This is a genomic window from Nocardia sputorum (assembly GCF_027924405.1).
GTDB lineage: Bacteria > Actinomycetota > Actinomycetes > Mycobacteriales > Mycobacteriaceae > Nocardia > Nocardia sputorum.
This window is the reverse complement of sequence record NZ_AP026978.1, coordinates 462,530-479,597: the sequence shown is the minus strand read 5'-3', so window position 1 is coordinate 479,597 and position 17,068 is coordinate 462,530. Positions and strand designations below refer to the sequence as shown.

The 17,068-nt window shown below is 72.2% G+C and carries 1 protein-coding gene (only partly in view); it reads right to left on the bottom strand.

What is annotated here, in order from left to right; all coding sequences use genetic code 11:
• Positions 1-17,068 carry the 5' portion of a non-ribosomal peptide synthase/polyketide synthase gene (locus QMG86_RS02250; protein ID WP_281877371.1) on the bottom strand. Its footprint begins 731 nt before the window's first position, so 17,068 of the gene's 17,799 nt are visible here — the first part of the coding sequence; its start codon is at positions 17,066-17,068; the stop codon falls past the left edge of the window.

Below are 17,068 nucleotides of genomic sequence, written 5' to 3'. Positions count from 1 at the left end.
GGGTGGCCTGGCGCAGCAGCTCGGCGAAGCTCGCGCGCGGGTCGACCTCGGTGCGCAACGCCACGGTGTTGACGAACATGCCGACCAGCTCGTCCAGCTCGCGGACACCGCGCCCGGCGACCGGGACGCCGACCGTGATGTCGCCCGAGCCGGACAGTTTCGCCAGCAGCACCGCGAGCGCGCTGTGCACCAGGGTGAACAGCGTGCCGCCGTGTTCGCGGGCCAGCCGCTCCAGCCGGACGGTGCGCTCGGCGTCGATCGCGCGGAGAACGCTTGCCCCGTGCATGCTTCGGTGTGCCGGGCGCGGACGGTCGGTGGGCAGGGCCAGGACTTCCGGCGCGGCGGCCAATTCGGCTCGCCAGAAGGCGAGTTGGCGTGCCGCCAGGCTGTCCGGATCGGCGGCGTCGCCGAGCGTCTCGTGCTGCCAGGCGCTGTAGTCGCGGTATCGGATCGCCGGTTCGGCCCACTCCGGGGCATGTCCGGCGGACCTGGCCGCGTAGGCGCGCACCAGGTCGGCGGTCAGCGGCGCGATGGAATACCCGTCCGCCGCGATGTGGTGCAGCACGACCACCAGGACGTGGTCGCCGGCGGCGGGGCCGAACAGGGCGGCGCGCACGGGCGGCGAGGTGGCGAGGTCGAAGCGGAGCGACACGAACTCCGCGATCCGCGTCTCGAGTTCCGCTGGCGGCACCGGGATCGGCGTCAGGCCGACCGGCGACGCGGGCACGACCTCTTGGACCGGCCCCGCCTCGGTATTGGGATACCTAGTGCGCAGCGTCTCGTGCCGGTCGAGCACGTCGCCGACGGCCGCCTCCAGCGCCGCCACGTCCAGCTCGCCGCGCAACCGCAGCGCCGCCGGAATGTGGTAGGCCGATGAATCCGGCGCGAGCCGGTGGACCACCCACATGCGCTGCTGCGCGGGCGCGAGCGGCGCGGGCCCGGCGCCGGCGCGGCGGACCAGTGCGGGCCGGGCCGCGCCGCGCCCGGTGACCGCGAGCCGCTCGGCGAGCGCCGCCGGTGTCGGAGCTTCGAACACCGCGGCCACCGGGACGTGCCCGCCCAGTGCCGCGCCGAGCCGGGCCGCGAGCCGGGTGGCCATCAGGGAATTGCCGCCCCTGGCGAAGAAGTCGTCGTCCACGCTCACCGCGTCCACACCGATGACCTCGGCGAACGCTTCCGCGACCAGCCGCTCCAGCGCACCGGCCGGTGCGCGGAAGGCCGCCTCGGCGAACATCGGCTCGGGCAGCGCGGCGCGATCGATCTTGCCGTTGGCCGTCAGCGGCAGCGCCGCCAGCACGACGACGGCCGCGGGCGTCATGTAGCCGGGCAACAGCGCGGCCACCGCCGTGCGCAGCGACGCGGCGAGTTCGGCGTACGTGCCCGGATCCGCTTCCGGCAGTGCGGCATACGCGATGAGCCGCGTTCCGGCGCGCTCGTCGGCTAGCGCCACCGCGACCGCCGCGCTCACCCCAGGCTGCCGCAGCAGAGCGGCTTCCACCTCGCCGAGTTCGATGCGGAAGCCGCCGATCTGCACCTGGAAGTCGGCGCGCTCCAGGTACTCCAGGGTGCCGTCGGGACGCCAGCGCACGATGTCGCCGGTGCGGTACATCCGCTCGCCCGCCGCACCCGGTTCCGCCGCGAACGGGTCGGCCACGAAGCGGTCGGCGGTGAGCGCCGGACGACGCCGGTAGCCGCGCGCCAGCTGCGCACCCGCGAGATACAACTCGCCCGGCACCCCGATCGGCGCGGGCCGCAGGCGCTGGTCCAGCACGTAGACCCGGCTGTTCCAGGCGGGCGAACCGATCGGGACGGTGTGCTCCGGCGGTGTGCGTACCGGGAACGCGGTGATCGACACCGCCGCCTCGGTGGGACCATAGAGGTTGTCCAGCGTGGTTGCGGCGCGGTGGCGGCGCAGGAAGTCCGCGGCCGTCGCGGCCGGCAGCGCCTCGCCGATGGCGAGCACGTGGCGCAGCGTCTCCGGCAGCGTGGCCCCCGGCTCGGCCGCCAGCAGCATGCCGATCAGGGCGGGCACCGCGTGCAGCACGGTCACGCCGTGCCGGCGCAGCAGCGCGCGCAACAGGTCCGGATCGCGTTCGGCCCCGGGCGCGGTGACGATCAGGCGCCCTCCGGTGACCAGCGGAGACCACAACTCCCACACCGATAGGTCGAAGGTCGCGGGCGTCTTCAGCAGCACGCGATCGTCCGCGCCGAGGCCGAATCGCTCGGCCAGCCAAGCGAGCTGGTTCACGATCGCGGCGTGCGGGATCGTGACACCCTTCGGCAGACCCGTGGATCCGGAGGTGAAGACGACATACGCCGGATGCTCCGGACGCAGCGGCCGCACCCGCTCCGCGTCCGTGATCGGCGTCGCGGCGAACCCGTCGAGCTCGAGCCGATCGACTTCCAGTGCGGCGCAGCGTGTTCCGGTAGGCACGCCGTCGGCCGACGTCGTGAGGACGACCGCGGGCGCGGCGACGGACATGATGTGGGCGATCCGTTCGGCCGGATGGTCGGGATCGATGGGCACATAGGCCGCTCCCGCGCTCACCACGGCGTACATCGCGACGACCAGGTCCGGTGAGCGGCGCATCGCCAGCACGACCGTCGATTCCGGGCCGATTCCGGCCGCGATGAGCCTGCGCGCCAGACGATTCACCCGGTCACCGAACTCGGCATAACTCAGTTCGGCTCCGGTCGTCGCGTCCACCAGCGCGACCGCCCCCGGGCTGTGCGCCGTCTGCGCGTCGATCAGATCCGCGAGCGTGGCCCGCGCGACCGGCTGCCTGGTCCGGTTCCATTCGGCGAGCACCAGCGATCGATCGGTGCCGAGCAGATCGATGTCCCCGACCGGGAGATCCGGCCGGGCCGCGACCGTTTCCAGCATCCGGCGCAGCTGGGCGGCGAATCGGAACGCGGTCGGCCGCTCGAACAGATCGGTGGCGTAGCGCAACGCCAGGTCGACGCCGTCGGGCAGGCCGTCGGCGTCGTAGGCGTCCACCGCGAACAGATGCAGGTCGAATTGCGCCACGCCCTGGTCGAAGTCGAGTTCGCGGACCTCCAGTCCGGGCAGGCGCAGGTGCCCGCGCTCGTGGTTCTGGAACGAGTAGCCGACCTGGAACAGCGGATGGCGAGCGGTCGAGCGCACCGGATTGAGCACTTCCACCAGGCGTTCGAACGGCACGGTCGCGTGTTCGAGCGCCGCCAGGTCGGCGGCGCGGGCACGCGCGAGGAGCCCGGCGAACGACTCGCCGCCGTCGACGCCGACGCGCAGCACGAGGGTGTTGACGAACATCCCGACCACGTCGTCGAGTTCGGCGGCGCCGCGTCCGGCCACCGGCGTGCCGATCGCGATGTCACCGGTGCCGGACCAGCGCGCGAGCAGCACCGCGAACGCGGTGTGCAGCACCATGAACAGCGTCGCGCCGTGCCGCCTGCCGAGGGCGGCGAGATCCGCGTGCAACCGCGCGCCGATCGTCGACGGCACCTGGTCGCCGCGCAGGCTCTGCTTCGCCGGACGCGGGCGGTCGGTCGGCAGCGCCAGCTGGTCGGGAAGCCCGGCGAGTGTTTCGGTCCAGAACTCGATCTCGCGGGCCGCCACCGATCCGGCGTCGTCCTCGGCGCCGAGCAGATCCCGTTGCCACAAGGCGTAATCGGCGTACTGCACGGCGAGCGGCGCCCACTCCGGTGCGGCGCCGTCGCGACGCGCGGTATAGGCGACCATCAGGTCCCGCACGAACGGCGCGATGGACGAGCCGTCGGCGGAGATGTGGTGCAGCACCGCGGCGAGCACGAATTCGCCGTACCCGTCCTCGGGACGCTCGCTCGCTCGGGTCACCCGGAACAGTCGTATCCGCACCGGAATCTCGACGGTGACGTCGAAGGTCGTCTCCGCCAATTCCCGGACACGCTGCGGTACTTCGCATTCCGGAATGTCGACCGGCCGCAGTGCCGGGGCGGCGTCGGCGGCTGCGACGACGAGCTGCACCGGTTCGCCGTCGACCTGCGGATAACGGGTGCGCAGCGCCTCGTGCCGGGCGATCACGTCGGCGAGCGCGGCTTGCAACGCGGCCACATCCAGCCGGCCGGACAGCCGCAGGGCCACCGGGATGTTGTACGCGGTGGACGACTGGTCGAACCGGTTCAGGAACCACATCCGCTGCTGCGCGGGCGAAAGCGGTATCCGCGCCGGACGCGGCCCCGCCACCAGCGGGGGCCGCGCCCCGCCCATGGCCACCGCACTCGCCACGGCCGCGAGGTCCGCGACCCGGGGAGCTTCGAACAGCGCCCGCACCCCGACCGTCCGGCCCAGCGCCGCGCCCATCCGGGCGACCGCCTTCGCCGCCAGCAGAGAACTGCCGCCGAGCGCGAAGAAGTCGTCGTCGGCGCCCACCGCGCGGGCCGATCCGAGCACCTCGGCGAACACCTCGGCCACGACGCGTTCGCTCGAAGTGGACGGCGCCCGGTAGGCGGTCGACTCGAACCGCGGCGCGGGCAGCGCCGCACGATCGAGTTTCCCGTTGACCGTCAACGGGATGCCTGGCACCGGCACGATCGCGGCGGGCACCATGTGCTCGGGCAGGCGGTACATCAGCGCTTGCCGTAGCGCGGCGGTATCGATCGGCTCGTCGGCGGCCACCACGTACGCGACGATGCGCGGTTCGTCCACCAGGTCGGTGCGCACCACCACGGCGACCTCGCGCACCGCGTCGGACGCGTCGAGCAACGCGGCCTCGATCTCGCCCAGCTCGATGCGGAAGCCGCGAAGATTCACCTGCTGATCGGCGCGCCCGAGGTACTCCAGGTCGCCGTCGGGGGTCCAGCGGGCCAGATCGCCGCTGCGGTAGGCGAGCGATCCGTCACCGGCGTACGGGTCCGCGACGAAGCGGCCCGCGGTCAAGGCGGGGCGGTGCAGGTAGCCGCGCGCCAACTGGCCGCCCGACACGTAGATCTCGCCGGGCACCCCCACCGGCACGGGCCGCAGCCGGTCGTCGAGCAGGCGCACGGTCAACCCGGGCAGCGCGCCGCCGATCACGCTCGCGGAGCCGGTGCGCCCGTCGATCTCGCGATAGGACACGTGCACCGTGGTCTCGGTGATGCCGTACATGTTCACCAGGCGGGGTCCGTCCGAGTAGCGGGCGAACCAGCCCGCCAGGCGCTGCGGCTCCAGCGCCTCACCGCCGAAGACGACAGTGCGCAGCGCGAACGGCGCGGGTTCCGGCTCGGCGAGATCGGCGGCGACCAGCTGATAGAACGCCGACGGGGTCTGGTTGAGCACGGTGACCCGTTCGGCGATCAGCAGTTCCCGGAACTGCTGCGGTGAGCGCGAGGTGTAGTAGTCGACCACCACCACCGTCGCACCGGACAGCAGCGGACCCCACAGTTCCCACACCGAGAAGTCGAAGGCGTACGAATGGAACAGAGTCCACACGTCCGCCGGACCGAAGCCGAACCGCCGCCGCGTGTTGTCCAGCAGTCGCAGCACGTTGCGATGCGGCACCACGACGCCTTTGGGCCTGCCGGTGGAACCGGAGGTGTAGATGACGTAGGCGACGTGCGCGGAGCACAACGGGCTGCGCCGATCGGCGTCGGTGATCGGCGCGCCATCGAACTCCGCGAGGTTCGGCGCGTCGACGTCGATCACCGGTCCGCCGAACCAGCCGCGCGGCAACTCGGTGGCGGCGCCCGCGATCGCGCAGATCGGGCGGGCGTCGTCGAGGACGTACTCGATCCGGTCGTCCGGGTAGGCCGGATCGATCGGCAGGTATCCGCCTCCCGCTTCGAGCACGGCCAGCAGTGCGACCACCAGCTCCGCCGAGCGGGGCAGCGCGACGGCGACCAGCGTCTCCGGCCCGACACCCGCGGCGACCAGCCGCCGCGCCAATCGGTTGGACCAGTCGTCGAGTTCGGCGTAGGTCAGCGACCGCGCGCCGTCCCGAACCGCGACGGCGTCCGGGTCCAGCGCGGCGGCGCGGGCGAAACGCTCGGCCACACTGCCGGTGACGTCGGCGACGTCGTCCCCGCCGACCGGCCATTCGTACAGCGCGCGGTGCTGTTCCTCGGCGCTGAGCAGCTGGATGTCGCCCACGACCACGGTCGGGTCGGCGGCGACGGCGGCGAGCACCTGGGTGAACCGCCTGCCCAGCACCTCGATCGACGGGGCGTCGAAAAGGTCGGTGGCATAGCGGATCTCGACCCGCATGCCGTCGGCGCGGCCGTCCCGGTCGTTCGACTCCAGCACGGTGAACTGGAGGTCGAATTCGGCCACGGGCGCGTCGAACTCCTGCGCGCGCACCCGCAGGCCCGGCAGTTCGAGGTCGGGCAGGGCGAAGTTCTGGAAGGTCAACGCCACTTGGAACAGCGGATGACGGTTGCGCGAGCGGGTGGGCGCGAGCGCCTCGACGAGTCGTTCGAACGGCACGTCGGCGTGCGAGAGGGCGTCCAGGTCCTGGTCGCGCACCGCGTCCAGCACGGTCTCGAACCGGGCCCTGGAGTCGACGGCGGTGCGCAATACCAGCGTGTTGACGAACATGCCGACGAGCCGGTCCAGCGCCGCGTCGCCGCGTCCGGCGACCGGGGTGCCGATCGCGATGTCCGAGCCGCCGGACAGGCGGGCCACCAGCACCGCCAGCGCGGCGTGCACGGTGCTGAACAGCGTGGTCTCCCGTTTGCGCGCCAGCTCGCCCAGTTCGCTGTGCAGATCGGAGTCGATGCGCAGGCGGTGGGTCGCGCCGCGGTGCGACGAGACGGCCGGACGCGGGCGATCGGCGGGCAGTTCGAGCTGCTCCGGCAGGCCGTCCAGGACGCGCCGCCAGTAGTCCAGTTGCCGCTCGAGGTCGGCGGATTCGGCTTGCCAGAGCGCGTAGTCGGCGTACTGCACCGGCAGGGCGTCCCAGGCCGGCGCGGCGGCGGCGCGACGCGCCGAGTAGGCGGTCATCAGGTCCTCGGCCAGCGGACCGAGGGAGAAGCCGTCCGCGGCGATGTGGTGCAGCACCAGGGCGAGCACGGACTCCGTCTGCGGCGCGTCGACGATCGCGAACAAGGTCGCGCGCAATGGGGTCTCGGTGGTCGGATCGAAGGGGATTGCCGCCAGCTCCCCGAGCCGTTGTGCCAGCGCGGTTTCGGTCACCCGCACGACCGGTAGGTCAGGGTCGGCCGAAGGCAGGATCAGTTGTTCCGGGCCTTCCGGGCCGTCGGGGTAGACGGTGCGCAAGGTCTCGTGCCTGGCCACCACATCGGCCAGGGCCGTGGTCATCGCCGCGAGGTCGACCTCACCCGCGAGCCGCAGCGCGACCGGAATGTTGGCGATCGCGTCGGCCGGACCGGCTTGCTCGTCGGCGTGGAAACGGTTGACGAACCAGATGCGCTGCTGGGCCGGGGACAGCGGAATCCGGTCCGGCCGTGGGCGGGGGCGCAGTGGTGCGCGTCCGCCATCGCCGCGATGCGCCTCGGCGCGAGCGGCCAGCGCGGCGACGGTCGGCGCGTCGAACAGCATGCGCACCGGCAGCTGGGTGTCGAGCGCCGCGCCCAGCCGGGCCGCCGCCCGGGCGGCGGTGAGCGAGTTGCCGCCGAGGGCGAAGAAGTCGTCGTCCAGGCCCACCCGGTCGACGCCGAGCAGGTCACCGAACGTGACGGCGACGAGTTCCTGGACCGGTGTGGCGGGCGCACGGAACCGCGCGGACTCGACCACGGGCGCCGGTAGCGCGCGGCGGTCCAGCTTGCCGGAGGCGTTGACCGGGAACTCGGTCAGCACGACGTAGGCCGAGGGGACCATGTACGCAGGTAGTCGCCGGGTGAGCGCCGCTTCGACCGCGCTCAGGTCGAGGCTCGTCCCGGATGTCTCGATCAGGTAGGCGACGAGGCGTTCACCGGTACCGGCGTCGTTCCGCACCACCACGACGGCTTGGGCGATCTCGTCCAGGCCGGTCAGCGCCTGCTCGATCTCACCGAGTTCGATCCGCAGACCACGCAACTTCACCTGGAAGTCGGTACGCGCCAGATACTCCAGCTCACCGTGCTCGGTCCACGCCACCAAGTCACCCGTGCGATACATCCGCGCACCCGGCACCCCATACGGATTGGCCACGAACCGATCGGAAGTCAGATCCGGACGCGCGACATAACCCCGCGCGAGCTGCACACCCGCCAGATACAACTCACCCGCCACACCCACCGGCACCGGACGCAACCGAGCGTCCAACACGAACACCTGTGTGTTGAACACCGGCGCACCGATCGGCACCGACTCGGTGTCGGCGTCCACGACCTCGTGGAACGTGACGTCGACCGCCGCTTCCGTCGGACCGTACAGATTGTGCAACGCGGCACCGGTCAACTCCCGCAGCCGATGCGCGGGCTTGGGCGGCAACGCCTCACCCGAGGCGAACACCAATCGCAGCGAATCACACTGCGCCGCAGCCGCATCCGCCACGAACACCGCCAACATCGACGGCACGAAGTGGGTAACCGTCACCTTCTCCGCGCTGATGACCCCCGCGAGATAAGCCGGATCACGATGCCCGTCCGGCTTCGCCACAACCAACCGCGCACCGATCTGCGACGGCCAGAAGAACTCCCACACCGAGACATCGAACGTGGCGGGCGTCTTCTGCAACACCACATCGGCAGGAGTCAGCTGATAGGCAGTCTGCATCCACACCAAGCGGTTCACGATCGCCGCATGCGAGACCGCCACACCCTTCGGACGACCCGTCGAACCCGACGTGAAGATCACATACGCCGTATTCGACGGCGTGAGCGTCCCGAGCCGGTCCGCATCGGTGAGCGGTTCGCCGGAATAGTCCTCGGTGTCGAACAGGTCGACATCCAGCACGGCCCACAGCCCGCTGCCCTCGGCCGAAGAGGGCAGTTCGAGCCCGTCCTCGGAACGGGTCAGCACGCACACCGGGCGCACGGTCCGCAGCACGTCGGCAACCCGCTCGGCCGGATGTCCCGGATCGATCGGCACAAAGGCGCCGCCCGCCGCGAGCACCGCGTAGAGGGCCACCACGAGATCGACCGACCGCTGCATGCCCACCGCCACGGGCTTGTCCGGCCGCACGCCGACGGACACCAGCAGCCTGGCCAGCTGGTGCACCCGGCGCGCGAACTCGGCGTAGGTCAGAGATTCGCCCTCGAAGGTGAGCGCGATCGCGTCGGGCGTGCGCGCCGCCTGCGCCTCGAACAGCGACACCAGCGTCGCTTCCGGATCCACCGGGTAGCCGGTGGCGTTCCAAGCGTGCAGGACGAGGGCGCGTTCCCCCGAGCCGAGCACGTCGATCGCCTCCAGCGACACCTGCGGGTCGGCGACCACCGCCTCCAGCACCCGGCGCAAGCGCAGCGCGAACGACGCGACGGTGGCCGGGTCGAAGAGGTCGGTCGCGTATTCGAAACTCGCGGTGAGGGCGCCATCCGGCGCTTCCGCCACGGAAAGATGCAGGTCGAATTTCGCTGTCCGGGTGTCGATATCGAGCCGCGATACGGTCAGGCCGGGCAGCTCGAGTTCGGTCCGCGCGGTGTTCTGCCAGTCGAGCATCACCTGGAACAAGGGATGCCTGGCCGCCGACCGCTCCGGCGCCAGTACCTCGACCAGGCGCTCGAACGGCGCGTCGGCGTGGGCGAAGGCGGCCAGATCGCGCTCGCGGATCGCCGCGACGAACCCGGTGAACGTCAGCTCGGGCCGGACGTCGGCGCGCAGCACGACGGTGTTGACGAACATGCCGACCAGCTCGTCCAGCGCACGGTCGCCGCGACCGGCCACCGGGGTGCCGAGCACGATGTCCCGCTGTCCCGAGAGCGTGGCCAGCAGTGCGGCGAACGCCGCGTGCAGCACCATGAACAGCGAGGCGTTCGCCGCGTCGGCGATCTCCCGCAACCGGCGCCGCGTCGCGGCATCGATGGTGAACGCGTGGCGCGCGCCGCGACCCGACGCGACGGCGGGACGCGGCCGATCCGCAGGCAGCGCCGACACGTCCGGAAGACCGGCCAGCTCGCCGCGCCAGAACCGGATCTGCCCGGCGAGAATCGAATCCGGATCGTCCTCGGACCCGAGGGTTTCGCGCTGCCACAACGCGTAATCGGCGTAGTGGACGCCCAGGGGCGTCCAGTCGGGTGCGGCGCCCGCGCGACGAGCGCTGTAGGCGCGTATGAGATCACGGGTGAGCGGTGCGAGCGACCAACCGTCGGCGCTGATGTGGTGCAGTGCGACGACGAGCACGTGATGGTAGTCGCCGAGACGCAGCAGAGCCAGGCGCACCGGCGGCTCGCGATCCACCCGGAAGGGGATTCCGACCAGTTCGCGGATCCGCTCCGGCAACAGCCGCTCGTCGAGCGTTTCCACGACCAGTTCGACGCGCGCCTCGTCGACCGGCAACACCAATTGATACGGAATGCCCTCCGCCGCCGGGAAAATCGTGCGCAGTGACTCGTGCCTGGCCAGCACGTCGGCGGCCGCGTCGGCCAGCGCCGCCCGGTCGAGCGCCCCGCGCAACCGGATGGCGGCGACCAGATTGTCGGCCACCGACGCGGTGTCGAACTGGTTGAGGAACCACATGCGCTGCTGCGCGTACGACAGCGGGACGCGCGGGGGACGCGCCCCGGCGACCAGCCGCGCCCGGTTGCGCGCCCGGCCGCCGCCGGACAGGTGCGCGGCCAGCGCCGCCACGGTCGGGTACTCGAACAGCGCCCGCACCGGCACCTCGGTGTCCATGGCGTCCGCCAGACGGGCCGCGATCTGCGTCGCGACCAGCGAATTCCCGCCCAGAGCGAAGAAGTCGTCGTCCGCGCCGACCAGGTCGACGCCCAAGGCCTGCCCGAACACCGCGGCGACGGTCCGCTCCCCCGGCGTGCCGGGCGCGCGGAAGGTCTTGGTGACCGGTTGCGGGTCGGGCAGTGCCGTGCGGTCCAGCTTGCCGGAGGAAGTGAGCGGCATAGCGGTCAGCGCGACGTACGCGGTGGGCACCATGTACGAGGGCAGCACCCGGCGCAGCCGCTGCTCCAGCTCGGCGGCCAGGCGGTCGGGCGCGACGGCGCAGACCACGTAGGCGGCCAGCGTCGCGCCGGAGGGCTGGGCGACGACCCGCACCGCCGCCGCGCGCACGTCGTCCATGGCGAGCAGAGCGGCCTCGATCTCACCGAGCTCGATCCGCTGCCCACGCAGTTTCACCTGGAAATCGCTGCGGCCCAGATACTCCAGCGCGCCGTCCCGGCGGCGGCGCACCAGGTCCCCGGTCCGGTACATCCGGCTGCCCGCCGGTCCGTGCGGGTCGGCGACGAAACGCTCCGCGCTCAGCCCGGCGCGGCCGTGATAGCCGCGCGCCAGCTGCACGCCGGACAGGTACAGCTCGCCGACCACGGCGTCCGGAACCAGCCGCAACCGCGCGTCGAGGACCACGGCCCGGCTACCCGGTACCGGACGCCCGATCGGCGCCGGGCCGCCCACGGCCGGGTCGACGGGAGCGTGCGTGGCGTGCACGGTGAATTCGGTGGGACCGTACAGGTTGTGCAGCCGCGCGCGGCTCACCGCGGCGAACGCGGCGGCGGCCTCGCCGGTCATCGCCTCGCCCGCCACCAGCACGGTGCGCAGCGAAGAGATAGCCTCCGGCACGGCGGCGGCGAACACCGTGAGCATGGACGGGACGAACGAGGTCATCGTGACCTGGTGCGCGGCGATGGCCTTCGCGAGGTAGCGGGGGTCGCGATGTCCGTCGTGGTCGGCGACGACGATCCGCGCGCCGCGGGTGAGCGGCGCGAACAGCTCCCACACCGAGACGTCGAAGGTGGCCGGGGTCTTGAACAGCACGACGTCGTTCGCGTCGATCCGGTATTCGTCCGCGAGCCATCGGATCTGGTTGACCGCCGAGTCGTGCTGCACCGCGACGCCTTTGGGGCGGCCGGTCGATCCGGAGGTGAAGATGACGTACGCGATACCGGATGCGCGCAAGGGCGAGGTGCGGTGGGCGTCGATGACCGGCGTGTCGGAGTACTCCTCGACGTCCGGTCCATCGACGGCGATGACCGGAAGCACTGGTTGCTCCGCGAACTCCTCCGCCCGGCCGTCCCGGGTTCGGGTCAGCACGCACACCGGGCGCGCCGCGGCGATCACCTGCGCGATCCGGGCCGCGGGCTGGTCCGGATCCACCGGCACGTACCCGCCGCCCGCGGTCAGCACCGCGTACGCCGCCACCACGAAATCGATCGAGCGCCGCAGGCCCAGCACGACCGTCCGCTCCGGGCCGACGCCCGCGGCGATCAGCCGCCGCGCCAGCCGGTTGACCGCGCCAGCGAACTCCGCATAGCTCAGCTGCCGCTCGTCGTCGAGCACCGCGACCGCGCCCGGCGTGCGCCGCACCTGTGTCTCGAAGGCGGTGAGCAACGTCTCCGCCGGGTCCTGGACGCCGGCGGGGGCCTGCCCCGCCGCGAGGGCGCGCGCTCGCCCGTCGTGGTCGAGCAGGGGCAGATCGCGCACCGCGATCCCGGGATCGGCGGTGATGGCGTCCAGGAAGCCGATCAGCGCACGGGCGTAGCCCGCGATGGTGGCCGAGTCGAACAGATCCGTGGCGTAGGTGAATTCGGCGGGAACCCCCGCCGGTGCCGAACCTTCCCCGAGTCCGGCGCCGGCGGAGTTCTCGGTGACCGTGAGCTGGAGATCCAGCTTGGTCACTCCGGTCTCCAGGGTACTGGTGGCGACCGACAGTTCGGGCAGTTCGACGGCGATTGCCTCGGCGTTGTCGAAGGCGAGCAGCACTTGGAACAGCGGATGGCGCGCCTGCGAGCGCGGCGGATCCAGCGCCGCGACCACCTGCTCGAACGGCAGCTCGGCGTGGCCGAAGGCGGCGAGAGCCCGCTCGCGCACGTGGGCGAGCAGGTCGGTGAACGGCGCGGCGGCGTCGACCCGGGTGCGCAGGGCCAGGGTGTTGACGAACATGCCGATCAGATCGTCGAGCGCGCGGTCGCCCCGGCCCGCGACCGGGGTGCCGATCACGATGTCCGCGCTGCCGGACAGGCGCGACAACAGCGCGGCCAGTGCGGCGTGCGTCAGCATGAAGGTCGACACGCCCCGCGCGCGAGCGAATTCGCCCATTCGCGAGATCACTTCGCCGGGCAGCTCGAAGCCGAATGTCGCGCCCCGGCCGGAGGCGACCGCCGGGCGGGGCCGGTCGGCGGGCAGGTCGAGCTGGTCGGGCGCGCCTGCCAGCGCTCCGGTCCAGAACGACAGCTGCGCGGCGGCGAACGGACCGCCCGCGGAGCCGAGCAGTTCGAGCTGCCAGAGGCTGTAGTCGGCGTACTGGACCGGCAGCGGGGCCCACGCGGGCGCGACACCGCCGCGACGCGCCCCGTAGGCGGTCATCACGTCGCGAGCGAGCACCCGCAGCGACAGCCCGTCGGCGGCGATGTGGTGCAGGACGAGCGCCAGGGCGTGACTGCCGTCGTCCACCGCGAAGATCCGGGCCCGGATCGGGATCTCGCGCTCCAGGTCGAAACCGCGCGCGGCGAACGCGCGCAGACACGCGCCGAGCTCGTCGGCGGCGATCGCCTCCGGTGCGCCCGCCACCTCGGCCACCGACAGCACGACCTGCTGTGCGGCCGGGCCGCCACCGTCGCCGGCCGGCAGCGCGGGGAAGATCGTGCGCAGCACCTCGTGCCGGATGACCACGTCCGCGAGCGCCTGACGCAGCGCCGTGGCGTCCACCGCGCCGTGCAGCCGCACCACGAACGGCATGTTGTAGCTCGCGCCGGACCGCTCGAACCGGTTGAGGAACCAGATGCGCTGCTGCGCCGGGGAAAGCGGAACCAGCGGCGGCCGTGGCCGTGCCCGCAGCTGCGCGACCAAGGACGCGCCGCCGGATCCACCGGCCCGCTCGACCAGTCCGGCGAGTTCGGCCACCGTGCAGGCGGCGAACACGTCACGGACTCCGAGCGGGCAGTTCAGGTCGGCGGACAGCCGGGCGGCCACCTGCGTGGCCACCAGACTGTTTCCGCCGAGTGCGAAGAAGTCGTCGTCGCGACCGACCAGCTTGTTACCGAGCACCTCGCCGAACACCCGCGCGACCGCCCGCTCCACCGAGGTGACGGGTGCGACGTAGCCGGACGACGCCCCGCCGGGAGCGGGTAGCGCGCGGCGATCCAACTTCCCCGAGGCGTTCACCGGCAGTGTGTCGAGCACCACGTAGGCCGCGGGCACCATATATCCGGGCAATGCCCGCGCCGCCGCCGCCCGCAGCAGTTCTGGCCGCACCGCGTCCGGGTCCGCCGCCACCACGTACGCCACCAACTGCGCGCCGGCGCCCGCGTCGTCGCGCACCACGACCACCGCGCGCGCCACCGCGTCCACCCGGGCCAGCACGGCCTCGATCTCGCCGAGTTCGATGCGCAGGCCGCGCAGCTTGACCTGGAAGTCGGTGCGTCCGAGGTACTCCAGCTCACCGTGCGTGGTCCAACGCACCAGGTCACCGGTGCGATACATGCGGTCCCCCGCCCGTGCGGGCCCATTCGGTCCGCCGAACGGGTCGGCCACGAAACGCGACGCGGTCAGCTCCGGGCGCGCGACATAGCCCCGGGCGAGCTGTACCCCCGACAGATACAGCTCACCCGGCGCCCCGACCGGTACCGGCCGCAGCCGCGAATCGAGGACGTAGAGCCTGGTGTTGAACACCGGCGCGCCGATCGGCACCGAGAGGGTATCGGTGTCGGTGACTTCGTGAAAGGTGACGTCGACCGCTGCTTCCGTCGGACCATACAGATTGTGCAGGCGAACGCCGGTCAGGGCGCGCAGCCGCTGGGCGAGCGCGGCGGGCAGCGCCTCCCCGGAGGCGAAGACCGTGCGCAGCGGCGTGCGGAACACGGTGTCCTGATCGGCGAGAAACGCCTCGAGCATCGACGGCACGAAATGCGCTGCGGTGACGTGGTATTCGTCGATGACACGGCGCAGATAAGCGGGATCGCGGTGCCCGTCCGGCTGGGCGAGCACCAGCGTCGCGCCGATCTGCAGCGGCCAGAAGAATTCCCACACCGACACGTCGAACGTAGCCGGAGTCTTCTGCAGCACAACGTCTTCCGGGGATAGTCGATAGGTCTGCTGCATCCACACCAGCCGGTTCACGATGGCGCGGTGGGAGATGGCGACGCCCTTGGGCAGACCGGTCGATCCGGAGGTGAAGATCACATACGCCGGATGCTCCGGCCGCAGCGCAGCGACGCGTTCCCGGTCCCATATCGGCCCCGCTCCGACCGTCTCGTCGGCCTGATCCACCCGCACCGCGGGTAGGCCCGAGAGCTCCGGCGGCTGGTCGGGCCCGGCCGTCAGCACGCAGGCCGGGCGGGCCGTGGCCAGGATGTGCGCGGTGCGCTCCGGCGGATGGTCCGGATCCAGCGGCAGGTAGGCGCCGCCCGCCGCGAGCACCGCGTACATCGCGATCACCAGCTCCGGCGAACGCGGCAGGCGCAGCGCCACCAGTGTCTCGGGTCCGACGCCCAGCGCGATCAGCCGCCGGGCGAGCCGGTTGCTGCGCACGGCGAGTTCGCGGTAGGTCAGGTCCGGCGCACCGGCGGCCCGCAGCGCCACCGCGCTCGGCGTGCGGGCCGCCTGCGCCTCGAACATCGACACCAGCGTCGCCACGGGAGCGAAGCCCGCGGAGCGACCCGGCAGCTGCGCTTCCACGTCGAAACCCGTCTCGTTCCAGATCCGGGTGCTGACCTCGAGTTCCAGCTCGGTCGCGACGTCGACGGCGGCGAGGGCGGTGTCCGGCTCCGTGGCGGCCAAGCGCTCCAGATAGCGGAGGAACCGGGCGTGCTGCCGTGCGACGTCGTCGGCGGTGTACAGGTGCGGGTTGGCCTCGAAGTCGACGTGCACCCGGTCCCGGTCGCCGTAGTAGACAGTGAGGCCGAGGTCCTCGATCGGACCGGTGGACAGCACGTGATAGCGGCCCACGGTCGCGCCGAGGGTGAGATCGCTGCGGAACAGCATGATGTTGGCCAGCGGCCCGAACAGCCCGCGGTGCGCGAGACCGGCGGCGCGCTCGGCGTCGCGCTGGATGTCCTCGTGCCGGTAGCGCTGGTGCCGCAGCGCGCCCGCCACCTCGACGCGGGTGGCGCGCAGCAGTTCGCCCCAGGTTCCGTCGACCGGCACCCGCAGCGGCACGATGTTCGACAGCATGCCCGCCGAGCGCCGCAGCGCCGCGGTGGTGCGCCCGGTCACCGGCAGGCTCAGCACCGCCTCGTCCCGGTCGGTCAGCCGGCCCAGGTAAGCGGCGAACGCCGCGAGCAGTACCACCGCGAGCGTCGAATCCTGTTCGGCGGCAAGCGCGTTCATCCGGTCGACCAGTTCCGGCGCGAGCGCTCGCCCCGCGATGACATTGGCCGCCCGCCGCGGCGCGGCGCGACCGCCGAGGCCGGCCGCGTCGTCCAGCCCGGCCACCCGCGCGGCCCAGTGCGCGCGGTCGGACTCGAATCGGGGGCTGTCGCGGTAGGCGAGTTCGGCTCTGGTCAGCGCGGCGAGCGGTTCGGGCCGCACGACCGAGGGTTCGGCGCCGAGTATCCGGGCGGTGTACCGCTCGGCCACCCGCACGGTGTTGGTGAGCGCGCCGTAGCCGTCCAGCACGATGTGATGGGCCCGCAGGTACCAGAAGTACCGGCGCTCGGCGACGCGCAGCACGGCGCCCGCGAACAGCCGGTCGGCGAGCAGGTCGACCGGCGCGCTCGCGTCGGCGCGCATCCAGGCGTGCGCGGCCGCCACCGGGTCCTCCTGGTCGCGCAGGTCGACCAGCGGGATGTCGACGGAGAGCCCGGAGTCGACGCACTGGTACGGCACGCCGCCGGATTCCCCGAGGCGCACCAGCACCGACTCGTACTCGCGGGCCGCCTCGATCGAGACCTCCTGCAGCAGCGCGGCGTTCAGCTCACCGCGCACGTCCACGTACTGTGCGACGTTGATCGGCACGTCCGGCTGGAGCAGCTGCGCGTACCAGACGCCGAGTTGCGCGGGTGCCAGGGCGAACGGCTCGGGTGCGTCCGGGGAGGGCTGCGCGGAACGCTGCGGCAACGTGCCGAACCCACCCAACTCCGTATCGTGCAC